Source organism: Nocardia vulneris (assembly GCF_001613425.1).
In the GTDB taxonomy this organism is placed as follows: domain Bacteria; phylum Actinomycetota; class Actinomycetes; order Mycobacteriales; family Mycobacteriaceae; genus Nocardia; species Nocardia vulneris.
Genome location: NZ_BDCI01000003.1, coordinates 84,811 through 109,673 on the forward strand (window position 1 = coordinate 84,811; position 24,863 = coordinate 109,673).

22 protein-coding genes and 1 tRNA gene are annotated in these 24,863 nt (G+C 66.3%); 12 read left to right on the forward strand and 11 right to left on the reverse strand.

Going from position 1 to position 24,863, the window contains the following annotated elements; genetic code table 11:
• Positions 1-1,281, reverse strand: a complete 1,281-nt coding sequence (locus NVU01S_RS04845; RefSeq protein ID WP_052281144.1) for a DUF262 domain-containing protein — start codon at positions 1,279-1,281, stop codon at positions 1-3.
• A 157-nt stretch (positions 1,282-1,438) separates the two neighbouring features.
• Between NVU01S_RS04845 and NVU01S_RS43165 the strand changes: the two genes are divergently transcribed.
• Complete coding sequence (locus NVU01S_RS43165) at positions 1,439-2,332, forward strand: hypothetical protein (protein ID WP_156161851.1); 894 nt, start codon at positions 1,439-1,441, stop codon at positions 2,330-2,332.
• On the opposite strand, the gene NVU01S_RS04850 is transcribed toward NVU01S_RS43165, so the two are convergent.
• Positions 2,316-4,199, reverse strand: coding sequence for a DNA methyltransferase (locus NVU01S_RS04850; RefSeq protein ID WP_209444865.1), 1,884 nt, complete (start codon positions 4,197-4,199; stop codon positions 2,316-2,318). The genes NVU01S_RS43165 and NVU01S_RS04850 overlap by 17 nt on opposite strands.
• A 1,206-nt stretch (positions 4,200-5,405) precedes the next feature.
• Here NVU01S_RS04850 and NVU01S_RS04855 point away from each other — a divergent pair.
• Together NVU01S_RS04855 and NVU01S_RS04860 are read left to right on the forward strand one after the other, a co-directional pair.
• Entirely contained in the window at positions 5,406-5,648 is a 243-nt protein-coding gene (locus NVU01S_RS04855) for a helix-turn-helix transcriptional regulator (RefSeq protein WP_043678330.1), read from the forward strand.
• Positions 5,649-5,670: 22 nt separating this feature from the next.
• Entirely contained in the window at positions 5,671-6,966 is a 1,296-nt protein-coding gene (locus NVU01S_RS04860) for a tyrosine-type recombinase/integrase (protein WP_043678333.1), read from the forward strand.
• Positions 6,967-7,072: 106 nt separating this feature from the next.
• Here the strand turns inward: NVU01S_RS04860 and NVU01S_RS04865 are convergent.
• Positions 7,073-7,145: transfer RNA gene (locus NVU01S_RS04865), tRNA-Asn, on the reverse strand.
• A 77-nt stretch (positions 7,146-7,222) separates the two neighbouring features.
• Complete coding sequence (locus NVU01S_RS04870; RefSeq protein ID WP_169815261.1) at positions 7,223-8,143, reverse strand: endonuclease/exonuclease/phosphatase family protein; 921 nt, start codon at positions 8,141-8,143, stop codon at positions 7,223-7,225.
• Positions 8,144-8,324: 181 nt separating this feature from the next.
• On the opposite strand from NVU01S_RS04870, the gene NVU01S_RS43170 reads away from it, so the two are divergent.
• Together NVU01S_RS43170 and NVU01S_RS04875 are read left to right on the forward strand one after the other, a co-directional pair.
• On the forward strand, positions 8,325-8,468 hold the full coding sequence (locus NVU01S_RS43170; RefSeq protein ID WP_156055026.1) for a hypothetical protein: 144 nt from the start codon (positions 8,325-8,327) through the stop codon (positions 8,466-8,468).
• Positions 8,469-8,772: 304 nt separating this feature from the next.
• Positions 8,773-9,018, forward strand: a complete 246-nt coding sequence (locus tag NVU01S_RS04875) for a hypothetical protein (protein WP_014982787.1) — start codon at positions 8,773-8,775, stop codon at positions 9,016-9,018.
• Between the two features lie 34 nt (positions 9,019-9,052).
• Here the strand turns inward: NVU01S_RS04875 and dnaG are convergent, their stop codons facing one another.
• From dnaG to NVU01S_RS04895, 4 genes are all read right to left on the reverse strand, one after another.
• Positions 9,053-10,984: a DNA primase gene (gene dnaG / locus NVU01S_RS04880; protein ID WP_043677354.1), complete on the reverse strand. Its 1,932-nt coding sequence runs from the start codon at positions 10,982-10,984 to the stop codon at positions 9,053-9,055.
• A gap of 55 nt (positions 10,985-11,039) precedes the next feature.
• Positions 11,040-12,299: a deoxyguanosinetriphosphate triphosphohydrolase gene (locus NVU01S_RS04885; RefSeq protein ID WP_052281055.1), complete on the reverse strand. Its 1,260-nt coding sequence runs from the start codon at positions 12,297-12,299 to the stop codon at positions 11,040-11,042.
• 64 nt (positions 12,300-12,363) lie between these two features.
• Positions 12,364-13,056: a YdcF family protein gene (locus NVU01S_RS04890; protein WP_052281066.1), complete on the reverse strand. Its 693-nt coding sequence runs from the start codon at positions 13,054-13,056 to the stop codon at positions 12,364-12,366.
• Positions 13,057-13,148: 92 nt separating this feature from the next.
• A complete protein-coding gene (locus tag NVU01S_RS04895; protein ID WP_082032273.1) occupies positions 13,149-13,844 on the reverse strand; it encodes an MBL fold metallo-hydrolase in 696 nt (231 codons plus the stop codon).
• Positions 13,845-13,911: 67 nt separating this feature from the next.
• Here NVU01S_RS04895 and NVU01S_RS04900 point away from each other — a divergent pair, with 67 nt between their 5' ends.
• The gene (locus tag NVU01S_RS04900) at positions 13,912-15,879 is read left to right on the forward strand and encodes a TPM domain-containing protein (RefSeq protein WP_052281056.1); all 1,968 of its coding nucleotides are present in this window, start codon (positions 13,912-13,914) and stop codon (positions 15,877-15,879) included.
• 59 nt (positions 15,880-15,938) lie between these two features.
• Entirely contained in the window at positions 15,939-16,757 is an 819-nt protein-coding gene (locus NVU01S_RS04905; protein ID WP_043677362.1) for a MerR family transcriptional regulator, read from the forward strand.
• A 69-nt stretch (positions 16,758-16,826) separates the two neighbouring features.
• Here NVU01S_RS04905 and NVU01S_RS04910 read toward each other — a convergent pair whose 3' ends face one another.
• Both NVU01S_RS04910 and NVU01S_RS04915 read right to left on the reverse strand, forming a co-directional pair.
• The gene (locus tag NVU01S_RS04910; RefSeq protein WP_052281057.1) at positions 16,827-18,266 is read right to left on the reverse strand and encodes a molybdopterin-dependent oxidoreductase; all 1,440 of its coding nucleotides are present in this window, start codon (positions 18,264-18,266) and stop codon (positions 16,827-16,829) included.
• A 479-nt stretch (positions 18,267-18,745) separates the two neighbouring features.
• Positions 18,746-20,080 (reverse strand): phthiocerol/phthiodiolone dimycocerosyl transferase family protein, encoded by a 1,335-nt coding sequence (locus tag NVU01S_RS04915; protein ID WP_244467415.1) that lies wholly within the window; start codon positions 20,078-20,080, stop codon positions 18,746-18,748.
• 62 nt (positions 20,081-20,142) lie between these two features.
• On the opposite strand from NVU01S_RS04915, the gene NVU01S_RS04920 reads away from it, so the two are divergent.
• Both NVU01S_RS04920 and NVU01S_RS04925 read left to right on the forward strand, forming a co-directional pair.
• Positions 20,143-20,751 carry a TenA family protein gene (locus NVU01S_RS04920; protein ID WP_043677366.1) on the forward strand — a complete coding sequence of 203 codons (609 nt, stop codon included), beginning with the start codon at positions 20,143-20,145 and terminating at the stop codon, positions 20,749-20,751.
• Between the two features lie 54 nt (positions 20,752-20,805).
• Positions 20,806-21,255: a DUF1707 SHOCT-like domain-containing protein gene (locus tag NVU01S_RS04925; protein WP_244467416.1), complete on the forward strand. Its 450-nt coding sequence runs from the start codon at positions 20,806-20,808 to the stop codon at positions 21,253-21,255.
• Positions 21,256-21,313: 58 nt separating this feature from the next.
• On the opposite strand, the gene NVU01S_RS04930 is transcribed toward NVU01S_RS04925, so the two are convergent.
• The gene (locus NVU01S_RS04930) at positions 21,314-22,705 is read right to left on the reverse strand and encodes a glycine--tRNA ligase (protein ID WP_042263382.1); all 1,392 of its coding nucleotides are present in this window, start codon (positions 22,703-22,705) and stop codon (positions 21,314-21,316) included.
• Between the two features lie 195 nt (positions 22,706-22,900).
• Between NVU01S_RS04930 and NVU01S_RS04935 the strand changes: the two genes are divergently transcribed.
• The 3 genes from NVU01S_RS04935 (at position 22,901) to NVU01S_RS04945 (ending at position 24,810) form a co-directional block, all read left to right on the forward strand.
• Positions 22,901-23,251 carry an ArsR/SmtB family transcription factor gene (locus NVU01S_RS04935; RefSeq protein WP_043677368.1) on the forward strand — a complete coding sequence of 117 codons (351 nt, stop codon included), beginning with the start codon at positions 22,901-22,903 and terminating at the stop codon, positions 23,249-23,251.
• Between the two features lie 3 nt (positions 23,252-23,254).
• Positions 23,255-23,701, forward strand: coding sequence for a Fur family transcriptional regulator (locus tag NVU01S_RS04940; protein WP_043677370.1), 447 nt, complete (start codon positions 23,255-23,257; stop codon positions 23,699-23,701).
• Between the two features lie 134 nt (positions 23,702-23,835).
• On the forward strand, positions 23,836-24,810 hold the full coding sequence (locus tag NVU01S_RS04945; RefSeq protein ID WP_043677372.1) for a hypothetical protein: 975 nt from the start codon (positions 23,836-23,838) through the stop codon (positions 24,808-24,810).
• The last annotated feature ends 53 nt before the right edge of the window (positions 24,811-24,863 follow it).

The following is a 24,863-nucleotide window of genomic DNA, read 5'->3' on the forward strand; positions in this document are numbered from 1 at the left end:
TTACGAGGCGAACCCCTGCATGAAATCGAGCATCAGAGAGTCCCGATCGCGGATATCGGACGGATTCACCTTTCGCCCATCGAAGATGGCGGAATTCTCCTTATAGAAGTCAGTCAATTTCTCAGAAATTTCGCTCGATCTCGCTATCAGCGTTTCCCGGCTATCCAAAAGCTGACTAAGAGCATTCATCATCGGGTCATAAGCGGTGACGGTCGAGCCTCCAATCCACCACCATTCAGAGCGCCGCATACGATACAGCCAAAACGCATTCTGTCCGAGCAGATTCTGAGCGAGATCGGAGGTGTCTTTGAAAATCTCTCCGAGCATGCCGATAGTCGCGTGGTCAAACTGGTTGCCCACGGTCAGGTAATAGGAAAGATAGTCGTCCAAACTGCCTCCTCTCCACAGTCGATCGCGCTGCCTATGGGCGAAGAAGCGTAGGACCAGCTGAACGTCCTCCATAGTCCGGTATCGCCTGTTGCTGATCAGTTCTTCTGGGGGAGACCAATCAACATCTTCCGCTAGCTCGTCAGCGTCGGGCTCGGGGATGTCCCACAGATAGCAAAACGAGGGGTGACGCGATAGCCGCATACACAGGTCGTTTAGCGGTCCAGGATGAAGCGCGTTGCGGGTTTCCTGAGGCGTCAGGTCCTCGCCGCCTGTATTGATTCGCTCAAAGACCAGCTGTTTGAGGCGCTCAGCCTCAGCTTCAGTTTTAGCCGTTTCGTGCAGCAACACGATGGAAGAGAGATACCGTCGATCGATGCCGCGGCGAATCTGCTCGGGCAGGTCGCTGTACTTCCGGCCGTTCAACTCAGGCCACTCAGTAAGGCCAATCAAGGTGAACCGGTCGCTGTAGAACTCGGAGATGGCCGTCAGGCGCTGTCGCCCGTCCATCACCTCAAACCGAGAAAGCTCCGATTCGTACAGAAACACCGGCGGGACTGGAACGTTTACAATAAACGACTCAATAAGCCGCGACTGCTTCTCCCGTGACCATCGCGGCCGCCGTTGAAACGTTGGTTGCAGATTATAGTCAGCGCTTTGAACAAGTGCGGGTACTTGTTTCAGCTGATACCTGGCCTGCTCAACGACTATACGGATCTCGCCGCGGACATACCGCTCGTTAATCTCTTCGTCGTCCGTCGGGTCTGCTGGGTTCGCGGTTGGGGTAACCGACGAGTCGACCCGTTCACCTGGCACCAGCATCTCGTCTGAGACTGGCAAGTCAGCTCCTTGCTCTCGCTGGCAGGCAACCGTGCGGTCAGATGCTGCCGTCATTAACGATGAGTGTCTGGTACAGACCAAGAGACCAGCCTTAACAAGAGGTCCCCTCGCGCTGTTGTGATTGAGACTACAGTTCTGTCGGTGCTCAGCTGTACCTTGGGGCCGTCAGCGACCTAGCTGGCGCGCCAAACTACCTGCTGGAGGGGAACCTGTGACTATTCCTGTTGGGCCAGAAGCGAATCCACTGGATCTGGCGGCGGTATGCTTCGCCGCGCTGGTCGACGAGTTCTACTTCGAGGACGGCCGGCCGCGTCCGTTCTTCTTGCGACCCAAGCGAGGTACCCAGGACGACCCCTTCGATGAACTCATCAGCAACCGCCTGGATGCACGGTTGCCATCAAAAGTGAAGGTCCTTGCATCAGGCAAACCGTTGGTGAGTCCGGACATGGTGATCGCACGGCCGGAGGAGGCCTCACTCCTGATCAACGGTGGCCAAGAACTTGACGACCGACGCATGATTGCGATCGAGGTCAAGAAAGTGGACACAACCAAAGCGGGGAAGATTGGTCGCGCGACGGGCATGGACTTCAACTCGACGCCGCCGTGTTCTCACGTAAGAATCTACGCTAAGAACGGCGCGCCGCTACTCGTTCCGGCATTCTATCTGTTTGCAGCCCATACGCCTCATGAAGAGGACCGCGTGATCGTCGGTCTGGCTTTGGTCAGTGGAGCGGCATTGAACCAGGATAAAAAGCTCTATGACCTCATAACAGGCATTCGTGATAAGGCCATAGATCTTGGAACCTTCGGCGATGGTCTCGACCGGCAGCGCCCAATGATGGTTTTTTCGAATCCACTTGGATGGGATTGGATGAAGGCGCAGCCGACACTAATCCACCATCGCAAAGATCTGGCGGACGAGCAGGATCACCTCCACCGCATCCGTCGTGTCCTTCGCACCGCGCAAGATGGAGGCGAACATGAATTCTGGGCGTACCGCCGGACCGCGGAAAAGGACGAAGGGGTCGCAATTGACCCCTTCCCAACCCCAGACGCACGGTCGACGAAAACGACCCAACGTGGGAAATTTATTGTGGATCTTTGAGCCGTCCATCAGTAACGTCAAGTGCTAAGCAAGCGGCCTCCACGTCTGTTTCCGCCTGCGCCTTCAGGTCATCGAGCGTGCGCTCGCAACCTGGGTCGGTGTAGGCGGCAAGCACCGCGCCACGTACGACAGACTGCACATCAACCCAGCCGACTGATATACCCGCGTCTTTACACTCCTGCAACTCGGCGATTACGCGATCGAGGGTGGGGCGCGTGCCAGAAGAAGTCTTGCGGCAAACCACAATTGAGTCCAGGTTTGAAGGGTTGGCGGCGCTGCTTTTCGGGGCAGCGACGCTCATTTCACCTTTCACCGGCTGCACCGCCGTCACGATGAGGCCAGCCGCCTTGAGGGCCTTCACCACGGCCTCCCACCCCTCCTGTCGTGCTTGGTGGAAGGTGAACGCCAGTAAACCGGTGTCTTTCATAACTCGTGCGGCTTCGCGCCAGACTGCCTCGATGGCCGAACCAAACTCCGCTGCGTCCGCGGACTGAACCTCACTGCTGGCCCGTGTAGTAGACGCATCCGGATACCCTTCGAACGGCCTGAGTTGGCGAAGCCAAGCGTGAAAAAAGTCAGCCAATTCAGAATAGTGAACGTTGTCAAAGTACGGCGGGTCTGTGATAACCATGTCTACGCTGCCGTCCGGCATGACGGTCTTATCCGACGAGCCGCAGACGATAAGTGCAGAATCGAGCCGGTCCACGAAAGTCTCATATTCGTCGGTCACAGTGTGACCGAGTGGTTCTGAAATTCCGGCTGTGCGTTCACCATTGACGATATCGTGAGGTTCCTGCTTGTAGTCCAGCGCCCGCACCAGGCGGCTGTTGAAGAGTGTCGAGAAGGATCCGGAGGACGCCTTTGTTCCCCACGGATGTGCCTCAAGCGGCGTGCGTTCTGGCTTAAGAACGTGGTTAGAGAACATGTGGCGTACCGCACCAGTGCCTTCGCCTTTGTACGAGCAGAACACGTTGTTGAACTCAAGGACACCCGAGAATAATGCGATCAGCGCCTCCCGTTCCGGGCCTGGCGACAGATCCCGCACCGCAGCCCCAAGGAGACCGAGCGAGTACAGCTGCCGTGCATTAAAGAATTGCCGCCATTCTTTGTATCCCCATGAAATGGCCTGACGGGTATTATACCCAGCGTCGAGCGACCCGCTTGGGAGCACCAGCCAGTCAGCATCTCGTTCAAGCAGAGTTTCTGCTTCGGCATACAGCTGGCGATCAAAGTCGTCGATCGCTTCATACCGTTTGGTGCCGTCCAGGCCGAGCACAAGTTTGGCATACATCCTCCGCTGGGGAGGTTGGCCGCCAAGCGCGTTGATAACCTTAGTTGAGTGCCCTCTTGAGCACGTCATCGTCGCGCCCTTTACTGGGCCATCGAAGGAGCCCGACCAGTCGCAATTATGGCAGACGAAGCCTGAGTCTTTGGAAATATCGACAACATTAACCGCACTACACGCCGGGCAGGTCGCTTGAGATCGAGGATACTTCTTGGGATAGGCGTGTTTCGCGAAAACATACTGAGTAAAAAGATCGACCGGAGGATCGCCTGCCGGACAATTAGGGCATTGCGCAGTACCAACCCAGAAGTAATACAGTACGGTTTCACCAAGGCTGTTGAGATGCATTCGGTTAATCTCAGAGCACGCCCTGGCCTCAACCTTTAGATATTCTTCTTGCAACGCTTTTCGATCCCATTTAGCGAGAGACTGCCGTTGGACGAGCGTTGCCACTGGATTTATGTCATACCCGATTGTGCGACACCCCAGCTTCGCCGCCTCTACCAACGTTGTTCCAGACCCTGCAAACGGATCGAATATAACCAGATCAGGCCTCTTGACCGCAGACTCAAAAAGCTTCACCGCTTCGTCCTCGGATCTCGCAATCGCAGAGACAATTATTCCACGAAAGACCGACCCTAACCGCTGGGCCCACCATTTATGGGTATGCGTCGCTGGGCGATGCACTTCCTTTCGCCAGGACTCCTTCTCAGCAGCTGCTGATACTACGCCAGCTGGGAATCCGCTCTCGAGACTTGAAACGGTGACACTCCGATCATTTTCTGTCAGTGGCTTGCCAACTTCACTCGCCCACAAGTCCAATGTCAGGTGTTCGGTTGACGTGGGTGCCGCCACTGAATTTCCTTCCGCCGCTGAGAAATTTGTTTGGTGGGCCGTGTGGATCACACGATCCACGACTGCCCGCCATAGGACAAGCTAGGCGATCCTTTCAAACAGGGCCGCCCAACGCCAACCACTGTAGTGGTTGGTATCCAATCAGTTCCGATCCGATGCCTGTCGACCTGTACACATGAAGTGCCCTACCAAGGGGGTGCAACCGCCTTGAACCAAAACATTCTTCTGGTGCCTACGTTCGGCGACCATCCGAGTTGCGGCCCGAGATCCCTTTGAAGGCAGGCCAATCGATGTTTTGTCTGCGCCTCGCACCTGATCTGTGGCCGCCGCCCGTGCAGCCATCGTCGTCGATTCGGCGGTCCAGCCGAACGACCGCCGGATCGCGGTATGCACCGGGTCCACCCCGATCGACGTGCGGTTCAGATCGCGCAGGATCACCAAGCCGTCGCCAGCGACGACGACACTGCCCACTCTCATGTCACCGTGAGTCGCACACAAGTACTGGCTGCAATCCCAGAGCGCAGGGATCTGCTCGTTCGACGTTCTTTGGATGGTGTCCTGACGCGATTTTCAGGAGGCGGCCTGCCAGTACCTGGGCGTAGGCAAACTCTGTCGATCCGAGGGGTGTCTAGCCATGTGCACGGACTCGCGCGGGCTCTTTCACGCCGACCTCCACGTCGGCGGTTCCCTGCTGGCACCGAGCGAAATAGCGGGTTGGGTGTCGTCCTACACGCCGGATGGACCGGTGATCAGCACGCGGGCGGCACCGATCCCTACCGCCCCACTGGATGCCTGGTACAAGCTGCGCCGGGTCGTTACGGGGCTGCGCGAAGGCGGTTTGTCTATGAGGGACTTGACGATTCCGATCGTATCGAGGGTTGATCGTGCCGCGTCCGGATCGGCGTCGGTCGAACGAACAGGAACACGGCGGTGATGCCCGGAGCCAGCTCGTGCGGCACCGGTGACGAACTGCCAGGCAAGCGGTGGCTCACTCGTGTGGAAGCCGGCGAGTACCTCGGGGTTCATCCGCGCACCCTCGCGAACTGGGCCGCCAAGGGACAGGGCCCCTGCTACTCAAAGCCGTCCGGCAACTCCTGCATGTATCGGCTTGCCGACCTGGACGCCTACCTCGAGGCGCACATGGTGCACACCGAGGAACAGCCAGAAGCAGCCTGATCGCCACGGAGGGAAAACCGTAATGCCAAGACCAGCCACCGAACTCGGGAGTTACGGCGAGATCGGCACCAAGGAACAGAAAGACGGGACGTGGAGAGCTTGGGCCACGTTCCGTGACTACGACGGCAAGGGCCGTCTCGTTGACGGCCGCGGGCCGACCGAGAACAAGGCGAAGGCGGCATTGCGCAAGAAGCTGACCGCTCGTCAGAACCAGTACAGGGGCCGCACCCGCGGCAAGGTCACCCGTGATACCCGCCTGACGATCCTCATGGACATGTGGCTCACCGAGGTGAAACGTGACGAAGGTGTTGGTCAACAGTCCTACGACTTATACCGGCGTGAGATCGATGCGAGCGACGATAAGCGCGCCAAGAAGAGCACCGTCAAGTTGCGGTCCGCACTCGGCAATCTGCGTGTGTGGGAGGCAGATACGGGCCGACTGGACGAACACATCCAAGCACTGACCGCTGCCGGGCTGAAGTCGAAGGCACGACTACACAAGGTCATCCTGACCGGCATCATGGGCGTCGCCGTCCGCTACGGCGCCCTCTCGGAGAACCCGGTCCGCGACACCTCACGAATGCGCCGACGCAAGGCCAAGCCACAACCCATCGAACAAGAACGCCTCAAGGGCCTGCGCGCCCAACTCCAGGAGTGGTTGGCAGGCAACGAGATTCCAGGAACGCCCGCATACACCCACGGCCCGAAGAGAGACCCGCTCGTCCTCGACGTCGCCGATCTGATCCTCGGCTCCGGCGTACGGCCAGGAGAAGCCCTGGCGGCGTGTTGGGAGCAGTTCGACCTCGAGGCCGAGCCAGCACTGTTCACGATCTCGGCGACCGTCATCAGGCTCGCCGGGAAAGGGCTGTACCGGCAGGAGTGGGCGAAGACCGATGCCGGGCATCGCGTCGTCACGCTCCCGGCGTTCACCACCCGCATGCTGAAGCGGCTACGGGCCGATCCGAAGTACGGGGGCATGTGTGAGGTAAAGGCCGTCCGGGAGGTGGGCGGCAACGTCGTGGAGGTAGAAGACAAAGTTTCGCTTGTCTTTCCCGGCCGGGGAGGAGCCCTTCGCGATCCGCACAACTTCAACCGGACATGGCGCGACGCACGCGGCACGCTGTACAAGGACGTCACCCAGTACACGTTCCGCAAGACCGTCGCCACGCTGATCGCCGAGGCATCGGATTCGAAGACCGCCGCGAAGCAGTTAGGCCATACCCGAGAGGGAATCACCGAGCGGCACTACATCGCCTCGCCCGAGCAGGCCCCTGATTCATCAGCCGTGCTGGAGAAGAGCTTCGGGGCGGGGACCTGACGATGTTTGGTGGCGAATTCTTGGTGTTTTCTTGGTGACAGCCCCGTACACCCGGCCAAATGAACGTAGCCCCTGACCAGATTGCCTGGTCAGGGGCTTATTCTTGCTCCCCCATCTGGACTCGAACCAGAAACCTGCCGATTAACAGTCGGCTGCTCTGCCAATTGAGCTATAGGGGACTATCCTTGGCTCGCCTTGCTGGGCGGGCCGAGGAGAAACTTTAGCGTATGGGCGGGCGGGGGCCCAAATCGCGTCGCTACCTGCTGTGTTGTGGGGGTTGGGTGGGGGTGAGGGTGGCGGTGGTGGCTCGGTGGTCGCCGGCGGTGGGTGGGAGGACGGTGGCGGCGCGGGTGGTGAAGCCTCGGGTGAGGATGTGGTCGGGGCGGGTGAGGGGGTAGGGGGACGGCCAGGTGAAGCCGAAGCCGCTGCGGGCGTCGTGCAGGGTGTCGGTGAGGGTGCTCAGGTGGGGGTCGGTGGAGGCGGTGTTGAGGTCGCCGAGGATCAGGAGGCGGTCGGCGGGGTCGTGGTGGACGAGGTCGCCGAGGGTGCGCAGGGTGCGGTTGCGGGAGTCGGTGTCGCCGAAGCGGACGCTGCCGAGGTGCACGGCGTAGACGGTGACATCGCCTGTGGGCGTGTGCATTCGGGTACGAAGCGCGCGGGCCCAGCCTTGGCCGAGGTCGAGGCGCTGGATGTCGGTGAGCGGGTAGCGGCTCCACAGGCCGACGGTGCCCACGGTGGCGGCGTAGGGGTGGGCGGGGTCCAAAGTTGTTGTGACGGCGGGCCGGTTGCGGTCGGTGAGTTCCTGGACCGCGACGACGGGTACGTCGGCGAGCGCGGGGGCCGGGCCGCCGGTGCCGAGATTCTGTGTGGCGACGCGGAATTCGCCGGTGCCGGTTTCGCTGCCGGGGCCGGCGACCAGCTGGGGTACGAAAAGCACGGCCCACGTCGCGATGGGCAGCACAACGGTCAGCAGGCCTACCCGGGATCCGGTTGCGAGCGCTACGGCCGCCACGAGGAGCGCGGGAGCCAGTAGCCACGGCAGGAAACTCTGCACCGGCTGGGCGATGAGTTCGGGTAGCCAGCGGCGGGCGAGGAGCAGCGCGGCCAGGGTCAGCGAGGACGAGGCGAGCGCGACGTCACGCGCGAGGTGCCCCTGCGAAGCGGTCTCATGCAGCATGCGGGCCACGGTGCCCGCGGCCGATGAGAGATTGATGAAATCCGCCGAATGCCACATCTACCGGTAACAAGCGGTAACAGTATGGCCACCATCAGGGGAGACTATGGGAACAGAGGGCTGAGCGCGGCACTGAGCGGGAACTCCTCAGCGACCCGCTGAGCAACGGAACGAGGAGGCCGACATGAGCGAATTCGCCTGCGGCGATTGCTGGCGCCGCGAGAACCTCACCTTCGCGCAACGACTGGATCCGGCGCACATCCGCCGCAGCAGCCGTTACTACCTGTGCGACGAGCATCGGGCCAAGCGAGAAGAGCTCGCCGCCTGACACTGGTTCGCCTCGAACCGGGTCATCGCCCGACGATGACCGATAGCGGATCCGCCGTGTGCCCGAATCCAGTCGCCGGTCCCCGCGCTGTGGACGGTGCGGTTCCACCACGAAACCTGTTGTGGTTCTTTCCCATTCGACGGCGAGCAGGTGGAACCACGGGACACCGGCGGTCTTGCCGCGCTCCGGTTCGCCGACGACGTTCCGCCAGGCTCCGCACAGCCGCGCCTATCCGGATCGACAGGTCTGTCGGGCGTCGGGCAGGATAGAGCGGCGAACAGGCAACTGGGAGGAGCACATCGAGATGCTGCGGTTGATCATCGGCGTGGCAGCCGGGTATGTACTCGGCAGCAAGGCCGGGCGGGCTCGCTACGAGCAGATCAGCGCGGCGACCCGGGCGCTGACCGAGAGCCCGGTGACCCGCAAGCTCGTGCTGGTGGGCAGGCAGCGCCTGTCGGACAAGCTGAGCACCCGCCCGAAGCTGGAACCGATGGAGCCGCTGGACGAACGCACCACCGTGCTCGTCCCGCAGGATCAGCTGCGCCGCTGACCGCGCGGCACAGGGTCACCGCGCGGCACAGGGTCTAGGCGGGGGCGAAATCGTCGTGGTTACCCATCGCCTGGGTGAGCAGGCTCTTGCGGTACTGCTCCAAGGCCACGAGGTCACCGAACAGGGCCATGTACGCGTCGGGCTGCTCGGTGGACGACACCCGCTGCAACTTCGACTTCAGCTCGGCGATCTGGCGCCCGACCCACGCCTCCTGGGTACGCGCCAGCACGCCCGCGACGAAACGCGGGATACCGGCCGCGTTCTTCACCGGTAGCGGCTCGCTGGCCAGTTCGGAGAGCAATGCGCGCATGGTGAGGTCGTCGGTGCGGTCCGCGACCGCGTTGAGCCATTCCGCGCCGCCGAGCCCGGCCGCGGTGCCGCCCGCCTCGGCGATCAATTGGCGGATCGCCGCATAGGCGGGGTGGGTGAACGCGTCGGTTTCCAGCGCGTCGAACGACGATCCGGCCATGGCCGGGTATTGCAGCGCCGCCGCCAGCACCTGACGCTGCGGCAGCAGGGTCGGATCGTTCGGCTTCGGCCGTGCCGCAGGATGTTCGGCGACCGCCTCGGGCTGCTGGGCGGGCGCGGCGGGCTGTCGGGCGCCGTTGGCGGGGCGGGCGCCGCCCATTCGATTCCGTTTGGCTTCGTCGCCGACCCGGCGGACCACGGTCTGGATATCGTCCCAGCCGACCCAGCCGGCCAGCTTCGTCGCGTAGGCCTTGCGCAGCGCGTTGTCCTTGATCTGCGCGACCACCGGGACGGCCCGGCGCAGCGCCTCGACCTGTCCCTCGGCGGTGTCCAGATTGTGGTCGGCGAGCAGGCCGCGAACGACGAACTCGTACAACGGGGTTCGGCGGGCCACCAGGTCGCGCACCGCGCCGTCGCCGGAGTGCTGGCGCAGCTCGCACGGGTCCTGGCCGTCGGGCGCGACCGCGATGTAGGTCTGGCCGGCCAGCTTCTGGTCGCCCGCAAAGGCTTTCAGCGCCGCCGCCTGGCCCGCCGCGTCACCGTCGAAGGTGTAGATGATCTCGCCGCGCCAGAAGTTGTCATCGAGCAGCAGCCTGCGCAGCAGTGCGAGATGCTCGTCACCGAAGGCGGTGCCACAGGACGCGACGGCGGTCTTCACCCCGGCCAGGTGCATGGCCATCACATCGGTGTAGCCCTCGACGACCACGGCCTGATGTCCCTTGGCGATGTCGCGCTTGGCCAGGTCGAGGCCGAACAGCACCTGAGACTTCTTGTACAGCATGGTTTCCGGGGTGTTTATGTACTTGCCGGGCATCGTGTCGTCGTCGAACAGCTTGCGCGCGCCGAATCCGATGACGTCGCCGCCGAGATTGCGGATCGGCCAGAGCAGCCTGCGATGGAATCGGTCGATCGGGCCCCGCTGACCCTGCCGGGACAGCCCGGCCGCCTCCAGCTCCTTGAACTCGAAACCCTTGCGCAGCAGATGCTTTGTCAGCGTGTCCCAGCCCGCGGGGGCGTAACCACAGCCGAACTGCTGCGCGGCGGCAGCATCGAAATTGCGGTCGGTGAGGAATTTGCGCGCCGTCTCGGCCTCCGGCTCGCGCAGCTGCGCCATGTAGTACTCGTGCGCGGCGGCGTTGGCCGCGACCAGCCGGGAGCGGGTGCCGCGGTCGCGCTGCACCGAGGTGCCGCCGCCCTCGTAGTTGATCTGGTAGCCGATCCGATCGGCGAGCTGTTCGACCGCCTCGACGAAGCCGACGTGTTCCATCTTCTGCAGGAACGCGAAGACGTCGCCACCCTCGCCGCAGCCGAAGCAGTGGTACAGCCCGTGGTTCGGCCGGACATGGAACGACGGCGACTTCTCGTCGTGGAACGGGCACAACCCCTTCATGGAGTCGGCGCCGGCGCGTTTCAACGCGACGTACTCGCCCACGATGTCTTCGATCCGGACACGGTCACGTATCGCCGCGATATCGCGATCTGGGAGTCGTCCGGCCACGGCAGTGAGCGTACCCGGCGCGGCCCGCGTTCTTCACCTGTGGCTGTTCACACGCTCAGACGCCGAGCAGCGCGGCCACCCGTTCGAGCCTGCTCTCGGTGTAGGACGCGATCTGGTCGACGATGACGCGCACCCGCGCGGTGTCGTCGGCGGCGGCGTGCCACCACGGCAGCAGCAGTGGGTCGAGTCCGTTCGGCGCGGTCGCGAGCAGCCGGGTGGCGACCGCCTGGATCTGGTCGCGCTGCCCGGCCTGGCGCAGTTTGTGATCCCGGTCGGACATGACGTAATGCAGCGCGACGGTCTTGAGCACCGCGACTTCGGCGGCCGCGATGATCGGCACCTCGAGATCCGCGCCGTACCGCAGCAGTGGTCCGGTGCCCGCGGTCTCGCGGGTCGCGGTGATCGCGGCGGTGGCGAACCGGCCGACGAGTTCGCTGGTGAGTCGTTTCAGCGCGACCGAGCTGGCGAGGGTGCCGTCGTAGGCGGCAACCGCGGCGACGACCGGCAGCTCGGAGAGGCGTTGCGCCGCGGCGACGAGTTCTTCGGCGGACAGCGAGTAGTGCTTGTGCCTGCCCAGGCTGGCCAGCGCCTCCTGCTCCCACGGGTCGGCCAGCGCCCGCAGATCGATACGTCCGGCGATGACACCGTCCTCGACGTCGTGCACCGAGTACGCGACATCGTCGGCCCAGTCCATGATCTGGCATTCGAGGCTGCGGCGACGCTCGGGTGCGCCCTTGCGAATCCAGGCGAGCCGTTCGGCGTCGATGTCGTAGGCGCCGAACTTGGTGCCGGGACCGGTTCTGCCCCAGGGATACTTGAGTGCCGCGTCGAGCGAGGCCCGGGTGAGATTCAGGCCCGCGCTCACCCCGGCCGGGTCGAGCACCTTGGGCTCGAGGCGGGTGAGAATCCGCAGGTTCTGCGCGTTGCCTTCGAAACCGCCGTGTGCGTCGGCGAAATGGTCGAGCGCCTTCTCGCCGTTGTGCCCGTACGGCGGGTGGCCGATGTCGTGTGCCAAGCCGGCCAGGTCCACCAGATCGGGGTCACAGCCGAGGCCTTCGCCGATGCTGCGACCGATCTGGGCCACCTCGAGCGAATGGGTGAGCCGGGTGCGCGGGGTGTCCCCGTCGCGGGGACCCATCACCTGTGTTTTGTCGGCGAGCCTGCGCAGCGCCGCCGAATGCAGCACCCGGGCCCGGTCGCGGGCGAATTCGGTGCGGTGCCCGACCTCGAATTCGCTGCCCGGCGCGCCGAGGCCCGCGGTCTTCGGCCGCTCGACGACCAAGCGTTCGTAGTCCGGCTCGCTGTAGTTCTGCACTACTCCACCTCGCTCACGCACGGTGCTTTCGGGCCGAAAGCCCTACCGCACCTTCGGTTCTCGCTCACTGTCCGGCCGTATATCGGAAGTCTGCCGCGAAATGGGTGAGCTGATACCAGAGCAGAGCGCCTGTCTCCCTGGCGATTCCGTGGGCCTGCGACTCGCGGGTGTAGACGGCGGGCCCGGTTCGGGTCGGCGCGGTCCACGCGTCGAGGCCCTCGTCGCGGGCCATGGTGCGGGTGCGCAGCGAATGCCACGGATCGCTGACCAGCACCGCGGCGGACATGTCGCGGGCCTGCATGGCGGTGGCGACCGCCTCGACGCTGCGCAGCGTGTCCGAGCCGGTTTCCACCGCGAGGATCCGGTCGCTCGGGATGCCGCGCGATTGCAGATAGTTCTTGCCGGACGCCGCCTCGGTGTAGAGGTCACCCTCCTGCTTGCCGCCGACGGTGATCACCCGGGGCGCCACGCCGAGCCGGAACAGCTTGTAGGCCTGGTCGAGTCGCGCCTCGAACACCGAGGACGGCGTGCCGGAGTACTGCGCGGCGCCGAGCACCACGATGGCGTCGGCCTGGGTGTAGTCGTCGATCCGCGCGACCTGCCAGACCCGGAACGCGGTGCCACCGACCAGCACCAGCCCCATCAGCACCGAGCCGACGACCAGCCGGCGCGTCCAGCGCAGCAGCCCGGCGGCGAAACCGCGCGCGGGCGCCGTGGCCTGGGCAGGGTCGGGCGCCGCACCGGCTCGAGCGCGCATCGATGGCAAATCCACTCCCCAAGTCTGCCAGTAGGTGTCTCGCGCGCGGGTGGTTCGGCCCAGCGCGACGGGGGTGAGGCTACCGGCCCGCGCTACCAGCCGCGTTCGCGCCATTCACCGAGATGGGGACGCTCGGTGCCGAGTGTGGTGTCGTCGCCGTGGCCGGGATAGACGACGGTGTCGTCGGGATAGCGGGCGAAGATCTTGGTCGTCACGTCCTGGTAGAGCGAGTCGAAGTCGGCCGGGTCGGTGGTGCGGCCGACGCCGCCGGGGAACAGCGAGTCGCCGGTGAACAGGTGCACCAGTCCGTCACCGTCGGTGCACGCGAGGGCGACCGAGCCGGGCGTGTGGCCGCTGAGATGGATGACCTCGAACGAGAGGTTGCCGACGCCGATGTGCTCGCCGTCGGCCAGCAGCCGATCGGGACGCACCGGCAACGGATCGGCGTCGAGCGGGTGGGCCGCGGTCGGCGCGCCGGTCGCGGCGGTCGTCTCCTTCAGCGCGAACCAGTGGTCCGGATGCTGATGGGTGGTGACGATCAAGGCGATCTGACCGGGCGCCACATGATCGACCAGGGCTTCGATGCGCGCCGGTTCGTTCGCGGCGTCGATGAGCAGCGTGGCGCCGGTACCCGTGCATTGCACCAGGTAGCAGTTGTTGTCCATGCCGCCGACGGACATCTTGACTATGCGCGCGCCCGCGACATCGCGCTGCTGCGGATTCGAATCCGCCGAAACATGGCCGGTATACGGGCGATCGATGGTGATCACGTTTCCGATGCTAGCCACCGGCGCCCACCACGACCACTCGCGGCGGCACCCACCGGCCCGACCTGCCGCGCGCTAGATTCGTCGCATGTCGCTACCGAGTCGTGTCGTCCGCTGGACCGCCGCGGCGGCGGCCTGTTTCGCCGTCACCATGGTGGGCGCGCCTCCAACGCACGCAGAGCCGCCCGTCCGCTTGGACACCTACGTGGTCGATCCGGCGGAAGTCCTCGATCAGGGACAGCTCGATCAGGTGCGTTCGGCGGTGAACCAGCTGTACGCGGACCACCAGGTGCGGTTGTGGGTGGTCTATGTGCGCGATTTCGGTGGTCTCGGGTCACAGCAGTGGGCCGATCAGACCGCGGCGAAATCCGATCTCGGCACGCGCGATCTGTTGCTCGCCATCGCGACCCAGGATCGCGCCTACCGCCTGGCAGGCGACGTACCGAGCGGTGTCAGCGATGCCGAGTTGGACAGCCTGCTCACCCGGGAGGTGGAACCCGCGCTGCGCGACAGCCGATGGGCCGACGCCGGCATCGCCACCGCCGACGGCCTGAACTCGGCGATGCGCGGCGGCACCGACATTCGGGTGCTGCTGCTTCTGGGCGGCGTGCTCGTGCTCGTCATCGTGGGGCTGGTGCTCTACTCCCGCAAGCGAAGTCGTACGCGCGCGCGAGCCGAACTCGCGGCGGCCCGGCAGATCGATCCGGACAACACCACCGCGCTGGCGGCCTTGCCGGTCGAGGCGTTGGACGCGCGCTCGCGCGAGGCCCTCGTCGAGATCGACAATGCGATCCGGACCAGCGCCGAGGAGCTGGAACTGGCCACCGGCGAGTTCGGCGCGACCGCCACCCTCCCCTTCACCACCGCGCTCGACCACGCGAAAACCGCCGCCGCCAAGGCTTTTTCGATCCGGCAGCGACTGGACGACGATATTCCGGAGACCCCGGACGAGCAGCGCACACTGCTGGTCGACCTGATCGGCACGGTGGGCCGCGCCGACCGCGAACTCGACGCCCAGGTGGCCGAATTCGACGCGATGCGCAACCTGCTGATCAACGCCGCCGACCGATTGGCCGGGCTCACCAGGGATCTGGTCGAGCTGAAGAGCCGCGTCCCCGCCGCCGAGGCGGAGATGTCCCGGCTCACCGCGGCACATCCGGCGAGTGTGCTCGCCCCGATCCACGACAACGTGACCATGGCGGGCGAACGAATCACGTTCGCGGAGCAGAACATCGACGCGGGCCGCAGCGCGCTCACCCAGCCGGTGGGCAAGCAGGGCGGCGCGGTGGCCGCGATCCGCTCGGCCGAAGCGGCGGTCGGGCAGGCCCGCACGCTGCTCGACGCCGTCGAGAACGCCGCCACCGATATCCAGCAGGCCCGCGACGGACTTCCCGCGGTGCTGGACGAACTGCGCCGCGATATCGCCTCCGCCACCGAGCTTTCCGAGTACGGCGGCCCGGAACTGGCCGCCGCGACCGCTGCGGCACAAACCGCGCTGACCAAGGCAGCGGCGGCGGCGGAGGCCGACCCGCTGGACGCCTTCCACGACGCCGTGGCCGCCGACACCGACCTGGATCGTGCCATCGCCGCGGCCACCGACCGCAAACTCGCCGCCGAGGATCTGCGGCGCCGGCTCGACCGCGCGCTCACCGACGCGGGCGCCCGGGTGCGCGCGGCGGCCGACTACATCACCACCCGGCGTGGCGGGATCGACGCCGAGGCGCGCACCCGACTGTCGGAGGCGCAGCGCAATCTCGCGGCGGCACAACAGCTGAGTCCCACCGATCCGGCACAGGCGCTGTCCAACGCTCAAGCCGCCGCCGAACTCGGCGGACGCGCACTGCAGGCGGCGCAGGCCAGCGTGCGGGCGTGGGAGGCGAGCCAACCGCCGTCGGGCACCGCGCAGGCGGGCGCGGTACTCGGCGGCATCCTGATCGACGGGCTGCTGCGCGGCGCCGCGAGTGGCGGCCGCCGTTCCGGATCGGGCGGCTGGGGCGCAGGCTCCTACGGCGGCTCCTCCGGGTCGCGGCGCATCAGCCGCGGTGGCCGCTTCTGATCGGAGGCCGGTCGCTGCTTGACCCTGACACCGTGTGAGGCCATAGACCGGGAGTCGTTATGTTCACCATCGGAGACTTCGCCAGACACGGCCGGGTGTCGGTGCGCATGCTGCGCCACTACGACGCCATCGGACTGTTGCGCCCGGATCGGGTCGACGCGTCCAGCGGCTACCGCTACTACTCGGGCGGCCAGCTGGCCCGGCTGAACCGCCTTGTCGCGCTCAAGGAACTCGGCTTCACGCTGGACCAGGTCGGCCGGATCCTGGACGACAAGGTCACGGCCGCGGAATTGCGCGGCATGCTCACGCTGCGCCGCGGCGAGCTGGAGCAGCGCATCGCGAGCGACAGCGCCCGGCTCGCCCAGGTCGAAGCGAGGCTCCGCATCATCGAGAAGGAGGGCGCCATGCCCGTCCATGATGTGATCGTCAAACCCCTGCCCGCCGTTCGGGTGGCCGTACTGTCCGATACCGCAGGCGATTTCGAGCCCAGCTCGATCGGCCCGGTGATCGGGCCGCTGTTCGAGGACATCTGCCGCAGGCTGGCGGTGGCGGGCGTGCCGATCGTCGGGTGCGGCATCGCGTATTACGAACAGCGCGAAGACGGTTCGGTGCTCGCGCACGCCGCCATGCCGGTCGATGTCGAAGCCAGCGCGGCCTACGACTTCGAGATCGTCGATCTACCGGCCATCGAGCAGGCGGCCACGGTGGTCCACAAGGGCAGCATGAACGAGGTGCTGGAACCGTGGCAGGCGCTCGGCCGCTGGATCGACGAAAACGGCTATCGCACCACCGGTCCCAGCCGCGAGGTCACCCTCGTCTACACCGAGGACCCGAGCGGCTGGGTGACCGAACTCCAGGAGCCCATCGTCGCGAAGTGACCGCGCTCAGGGGGAACTGGTGGCGGCATCGCCCGAGAGCCGCCCGCCACCAGTTCCCCCTGATCTTGGTCAGACCTGGACGGTGACCGTGTGGAAGCCCGACGGGCCCGTCGGGAACGGCGCGCGATGCTTGCCCTCCTGGACGTCACCGGCACGGCCGAGGGCGCGGGCCTGCACGAGGTGTTCGCCCGGCGGCAGGTCGACGGTGGTGCGCCAGCGCCGCCACGCGGCCGGTGCGAGTTCGGTGCCGAGTTCGGCGGGGAACCAATCACCTTGACCGACACGAACTTCCACGCCGGACACCCCCTGCGGTGGCGCCCAGGCGACACCCGCGACGGTGGTGGTACCGGCGGCCGTCCGGCCCGGCGCGGTGACGTCGATGCGGGCCTGCGGAGGAACCCACAGCGGTCCGGCGGGCCAGCCTCGCTTCCACCAGTAGTCGACCTGGCTGTCGTCGGCGAGCTCCAGCTCCCCCAGCCATTTCGCGCCGGTGTACTGGCCGTACAGGCCCGGCACGAAGACGCGGGCGGGGAAACCGTGTGCGGGCGTGAGCGGTTCGCCGTTCATGCCGATCACCACATAGCCCGGCCATTCGCCGGAGCGCAGCGGCTCGACCGGCAGCGAGATCGTGTAGCCGTCCACGGCTCTGGTGACCAGTCTGGTCGCGCCGGTCTCCGGGATCGCGTGCTTCAGCAGATCGGCCAGCGGAACGCCGAACCAGCGCCCATTGGCCGCCCGGCCCTCGCCGGGACGGTTGTGCACGCACACCATGACGGCGTCGAATTCCACCGCGTCCTCGGCCAATTCGGCCAGCGACAGGCGCAGCGGATGCGCGACCTTGCCGGTGACCGACAGCCGCCAGTGGATCGGATCGATCCGGGGCGGACGCAGATTCACGTCGGCGACGTACATCCGCCGGGCCGCGGTGACCAGGGGCGATAGGCCGGGCTCGCCCTCCAGGCCGTCCTCGGGTACGACGCCGAGCGCGCCCATGGGTCCGACCCGGCGAATATCGTTGTCCTGCTTGCGGTCCAGATCGTGGTGCAGCGTGTGCGCGGCCGCGAACATCCCGCCGCCGGCCGCCGCCCAGGCGAGCGTGCGCAGCAGACCGCGCGGCCGCCGCGGCAGCCCGGTGGCCAGCACGCCGGCCGCGGCGACCGCGCCCGCGACGGTGGAGGTGGAGCGGGTGGACAGCCGGGTCGCCAGCGCCGCGGCACCGGCCCCGAACGCGACCGCGGCGGGGGTGCGCCATCGCTGCGGCAGCGCACCGAGTCCGACGGTCGCCGCCACCGCGCCCACACCGACGCCCAGCCGGGTGGCCGCCTTGTCGTGCCGGCCCGACAACGCGACCGTGGCCTCCACCACCGGCACCGGCGAGACGTCGATCATGGCCCGCCCGAGCGTGTCGATCAGCGAGCCGCCCCTGGTCGCGGCGATCGCCTCACCGACGCCTAGGGCTGCTAACCCGACCGCGGCCGCGCCCAGCCTTCCGTCTCCGTTCGTCAGCATCGCTGGCACCCGCTTCCAACCCGATCGTCCGCTGTCACCCAGCATTCTGCCCGACCGGTCCCACCGGCCCACTCGTTTCACCCCGCCGTCCCGAGTACCGCACAGCCGCCCGGGCCGGTCGCCGACCAGCCGAGCACCATCCCCCCGAAGCCCCACACCAGCCACACCAGCCACGCCGACCAGCGGCGTCAGCCACACCGACCGGCGGCGTCGCGGCGCGCACACGATCGGGTCCGCCGCGCCGCGCGCATATTCGCGTCCCGCGCGCATATTCGCGTCCCGCGCGCATATCGCGTCCCGCGCGCATATCGCGTCCCGCGCGCATATTCGCGTCCCGCGTACGGATTCGCCGACGATTTCGTGCGCGGCGCAACGAAACGTGCGCGGCGTACTCGCGGCCGCGTGCCCACGTGCCCGCGCCTATCTGAAAGGCGGCGCAGGTGTCGCGTCGTTCGGGTGCTGCGGCCGCACTGCGTCAGCTACCGGTCATCGCTGACGATCGTCTCGCCGGACAGGGCGAGCAGTTCGTTGCGTACCGCGTCCAGTAGCCCGTTCGCCTGAGGACCGCCGCCCAGCAGGCCGATCGTCAGTGCGCCGTGGAAGGTGTAGACGAGGAAGGTCACGGCTGCCGAGGCTCCGGTGGACGGGCGCGGATGGGCCGAGAGGTAGACGATCTCGTAATCGGTGAGTTCCAGGCCGGCCGGTGTCCGGAACGAGGGCACCGCCCCGGTGTTCGTCACCGCGACGTGACCGGCCAGCGAGTGGATCCGCTTGTCCCCGAAGAAGTCCGGGAAATGCAGCACCGACTGTTGCACGATGCCCGCGGCCAGATCGGCACGCAGCTGCTGCGCGATCCGCCCGCCCAGCTCGAGAACGCTCCCCGACAGGTCCACCTCGGCGGCGAACGACGCGAGTCCTGCCATGTTGGTGCCGTCCCCGGGAGCCACCTTCGGCACCAGCCGGGAACGCATGTCCACCGGATACAGACAGCCGAGTGGCACCGGACCGGTTGCGGCATCGGTGATTCCGGACGCGAACGCGCGCAACAGCGCCGCGGTGACCAACCCGTTCACGCTCACCCCGCGATGCCGCCCGAGTGCGACGATCCGCGCCGTGACCGCCGCGTCGAGGCGGGTCCGCAAAGGGCGGGCAAGGGAGCTGGGCACCGCGACCGCGGATCCGGACGACCGGATGTTCACCGATTCGGCACCGCGGCCGTCCGCGCGAGCCGCGGCCACGATGGGGGCGGGCACCGGCAGCGGCCGCGCCACCGCCTCGAAGCCGGACACCGCCCCCGCCACGATGCCCCGTTGTGCCACATGCCATTCCAACGGCCGCGGATAGTCATGCGGTGCACCGGCCACCGGTGTTCCTTCGACGAGGCCGGTGTAGTGGTCCCAGAAGCGGGCGAGCAGTTCGACGCAGTGCCCGGCGTCCGCGACGCTGTGATGCGCGAACAGCGTGAGCCGCCAACGGTCTTCGCCGGACACCACCACCTCGAGGTAGGCGAGCTGGGTTCCAGGGTCGAGCGGCGTCGCGGGCAGACCGATCGTCTCGACGTCCCCCTCGGTCACCGTCGCCCCCACCGGCGAATCCCCCGGTCGCAGTAGATATCCGGTCCCCTCTTCGTCTTCGCCGATCCGGCAGGTGATCACCGGGTACGTCGTCTGCAACGCGGCGAACGCCCCCTGCACCGCCGCGATATCCACCGCTCCCGTCACCGACACCGAGCGACCCGTGTACGTGCCGTGCCGTACGAACCGCTGTTCCGACGGCGCCAGCACCCGCACCACCGCATCCTCATCCCGCAACACCTCGCAAGCGTGCGGCAACACCCGCGCGGGTGCAAACCGCGGGGTACGCAAGACTGGTCGGCATGAGTCTTGCCGCACATCTGGAAGAACTCGGCCGTCCGCTGGTCGAGCATCAGCTCACGCATCCCACGGTGGCCGGGATCGCCAAGGGTGATCTGCCCGAGCCGATTTTCCGATCCTGGCTCGAGCAGGACTACCTTTTCCTGCTCGATTACGTCCGGGTGTTCAGCCGCCTGGCCTGGCAGGCGCCGTCGGCCCACCTCGCCGACCTGGTGGATCTGGCACACGCCACCTACCACGACGAACTGGCGCTGCACCGCTCGCTGGCCGCCGAATTCGGCGCCGACCTCGACGGCGCCACCAAAGGCGTTGCCTGCACGGCATATACGGCATTCCTGCTGGAGTCGGCGGCCGACTACGCCGAGGGTCTGGCCGCCCTCTACCCGTGCATGTGGGGCTATTCGAACCTGGGCGCACGGCTCGCCGAGAACCCGCCCGCCGAACCGCGCTATCGCCGCTGGGTCGACACCTACGCCGACCCCGGCTTCGCCGACCTCACCCGCCGCATCGCCCAGATGATCGACGAGGCGGGTGCGGACCCGGCCCGGGCCGAGGCCCTGTTCCTGGAGGGCATGCGGCACGAGCTCGCGTTCTGGGACGTCCCCCGCTGACCACACCAGAACAAGTGGTGCACAGGCGGCGCGCCACGCCCTACGCTGACTGTCGTGGGAGTGGAGCACGTGCGGGCCTCTGACGCGGACCGCGAGAAGATCGTCGAACAACTGCGTCTGGCGATGAACGAGGGCAGGTTGAGCCTGCACGAATTCGACGACCGGTTGCAGCAGGTGTACGCCGCCAAGACCTACGGCGAGCTGACGCCGCTGCTGGCCGACCTGCCGACGCAACGCAATACCCGCGAGGCCGTGTCGAAACGGGTGCCGCAATGGGTGGTCATCATGTGGACCCCGTGGGTCTTCGTGAACATGCTCTGCCTGTTGATCTGGGCGGCTACCGGTTTGGGGTACTTCTGGCCGTTCTGGGTGGCGGTGCCGTGGGGTTGCGCCCTGCTCATCCCGACCGCGATCGGCATCACCGTGCGCGGCAACGAGTCCGATTCGCCCCGGCCACCGCTGCCGCCGACGCCGCCGACCCCACCGCTGCCGCCGAGTCACTGAACGACGAACGACCCGCGCCGACTGATCGGCACGGGTCGTTCGTCGTGTCGCGAAAAGCTCAGGAGCCCAGCAGATGCTGGGCCAGGTAGCCCTCGACCTTGTCCAGCGCGATCCGCTCCTGGGTCATCGAATCCCGTTCCCGGATGGTCACCGCCTGATCCTCGAGCGTGTCGAAATCGACGGTGATGCAGAACGGGGTGCCGATCTCGTCTTGACGACGGTAGCGCCGGCCGATCGCGCCCGCGTCGTCGAACTCCACGTTCCAGTTCCGCCGCAGCTGTGCCGCAAGGTCTTTCGCCTTCGGCGTCAGGTCCGCGTTACGCGACAGCGGCAGCACGGCCGCCTTCACCGGCGACAACCTGCGGTCCAGCCGCAGCACGGTGCGGGTGTCCACGCCGCCCTTGGCATTGGGCGCCTCGTCCTCGGCGTAGGCGTCGACCAGGAAGGCCATCAGCGAGCGGGTCAGACCGGCCGCGGGCTCGATCACGTACGGGATGTAGCGCTCGTTGGTGGTCTGGTCGAAGAAGCTGAGCTCGGTGCCCGAGTGCTCGGAGTGCGTCTTCAGGTCGTAGTCGGTGCGGTTGGCGACGCCCTCCAGCTCACCCCACTCGTTGCCCTGGAAGCCGAAGCGGTACTCGATGTCGGTGGTGCCCGCCGAGTAGTGCGACAGCTTTTCCTTCGGGTGCTCGTAGAGCCGCAGGTTGTCCGGGTTGATGCCCAGATCGGTGTACCAGGAGAAGCGGGTCTCGATCCAGTACTTGTGCCATTCGGCGTCTTCGCCGGGCTTGACGAAGAACTCCATCTCCATCTGCTCGAACTCGCGGGTGCGGAAGATGAAGTTGCCGGGGGTGATCTCGTTGCGGAAGCTCTTGCCGATCTGCGCGATACCGAACGGCGGCTTCTTGCGCGCGGTGGTCATCACGTTCGCGAAGTTGACGAAGATGCCCTGCGCGGTTTCCGGGCGCAGGTAGTGCAGGCCTTCCTCGGACTCGATCGGGCCGAGGTAGGTCTTCAGCATCATGTTGAAGTCGCGCGGCTCGGTCCACTTGCCGACGGTGCCGCAGTTCGGGCACGCGAGCAGCTCCATCGAGACCGTGTCCGGATCGTCGATCTTGTTCTTGAGCGCGTAGGCCTCCTGCAGGTGGTCCTGCCGGAAGCGGTGGTGGCAGTTGAGGCATTCGACCAGCGGGTCGTTGAACACACCGACGTGGCCGGAGGCCACCCACACCTGGCGCGGCAGGATCACCGACGAGTCGAGGCCGACGATGTCCTCGCGACTGGTGACCATCGAACGCCACCATTGGCGTTTGATGTTCTCCTTGAGCTCGACACCCAGGGGACCGTAGTCCCATGCCGATTTGGTGCCTCCGTAGATCTCACCGCTCGGGTACACCAGACCCCGGCGCTTGGCGAGGTTGGCAACGGTGTCCACCTTCGACTTGGGTGCCACTCGAGAATTCTCCATCCACTACGAGTCGGATTCAGTCGGGTCCGATCAGACCTCGCCCACAGCCTATCGGCCCTGCCCAACCGAGTTTCCACCGCACGGGCATCGCCGCGGCACCAGCACTGTTCGGCGCGTCCGTTTGACATGCGCAACTGTGCATATCAAAATGGGATCGCTTTCCAATAAGGAGTTGGTGACATGACCACCGAGACTGCCACGGCGCATCCGCACAACCCGTACCGCTCGCCCGCGCCGGCACCGGTACCGGCGCGCACTGTGCTCGAGGACGCGGGCGAACTGCTGCGCGCCCTCGCCGCACCGGTCCGCATCGCCATTGTGCTGCAACTACGCGAGTCGCCGCGCTGTGTGCACGAACTGGTCGATGCGCTCGGCGTCACCCAACCGCTGGTGAGCCAGCATCTGCGCATCCTCAAGTCCGCGGGCGTCGTCCACGGCGAGCGGTCCGGTCGCGAGGTGCTCTACGAACTCGTCGACGACCATCTCGCGCATATCGTCGTCGACGCCGTCGCGCACGCCGAGGAAGGGTGATTCGTGCCAGACAACACGGTCGTACCGCAGAAGCCGGTCGGCATCCGCAGTACCCGGCAGCGCAGCGCGATCGCGGCGCTGCTGGGTGATATCGAGGAGTTCCGTTCCGCCCAGGAATTGCACGACGAGTTGCGCAAGCGCGGCGAGGGCATCGGCCTGACCACGGTGTATCGCACCCTGCAATCGCTGGCCGACGCGGGCATGGTCGACGTGTTGCGTACCGACACCGGCGAATCCGTCTACCGGCAGTGTTCCACCGGCCACCACCATCATCTGGTGTGCCGGCACTGCGGACGCACCGTCGAGGTCAAGGGCCCGACCGTGGAATCGTGGGCCGACGCGATCGCGAGCGAACACGGATTCACCGAGGTCAGCCACACCATGGAGGTGTTCGGCACCTGCCGCTCCTGCAAAACGGCCGACAACGGCGACGGCCGCGGCACGCTCTAGTCCGGCCGCGGTCCGCTCAGCGGACCGGACTCTGGTTAACACCACGCTTCCCCCGGCAGATTTCAACGCGAACCCCGCGACGCCCGGCCGAACCGGGCATCGCTCTGGGGTTTCGCCCATCTTCTGGAGGCAGCGTGCGCTCGACCCTGATCTCATCCGCAGTCCCCGCGCGGCCCCGGCGGCTGCGCACCACCGCGGCGGCGGCCGCGGTGCTCGGCGCCGCCGCGCTCGCGCTGACGGCGTGCAACGACAAAGACGGCACGGCGACACCGGCTTCCGGCACGCCGGCCACCAGCGTGGCCGCGACCGGCTCGCCGGGTAGCGCGACCCAGGCGACGGTGCGCACGGTCGGCAAGACCGGCTGGTTCGAGGGCTTCGACATCACGGTCGACAAGGCCACGGTCGTGCCGGACGAATTCGGCGGCGCGAAGGTGCTGATCGACATCACCTACAAGAACACCACGCTCGACAACAAGACGATGAGCAACAACACCTCGCTGCTGGTCGGCACCGAGGTCGACGGCGGCGCGAGCTGGAACAACCCGACGGTGCCGGGCAACGGGTCGGCCAAGGGCTCGGTGACCACGCCGGTCAAGTCCGCCAAGGACGCCGAGCATCTGCTCGACACGATGACCGTGGTCTACGGCCAGGCCTCGGACAACCAGACCAAGATTCCGCTCAGTGCCGCGGGCAAGGTCGAGAGCGTGCAGCCGAAGACGCTGCCCGTCACCGGCACGCTGGTGCAGGACCAGACCACGATCGAGGTGACCGCGGGCAAGCTCGCCCCCAGCTACGCCGAGAACGAGCGCGGTAAGGACGAACTCGCGCTGCGCATCAAGATCAGCGGCGGGCCGGGGATCGCCGCGGGCGGCACCAACATCTTCACCGAGTACTTCTCGCTGCAGACCCCCGACGGCAAGTCCGTGGTCGCCGACGACCGCGGCCAGATCAACGAGCTGCTCGATGCGGGCAAGACCATCGACAACCCGAAGAACTACGTCGTCTTCGTCGTTCCCGCCCCCGGGACCGGCAATTACGTCCTCACCTACAACAACCAGAAAGCCGAGGGCGCGGCCACCGCACCGACCCTGGCGTTCACTGTCGACTGAATACCGTCGCCGACAACGAGCAGCAGGCCGAGACACTCGACAAACGGGAAAGC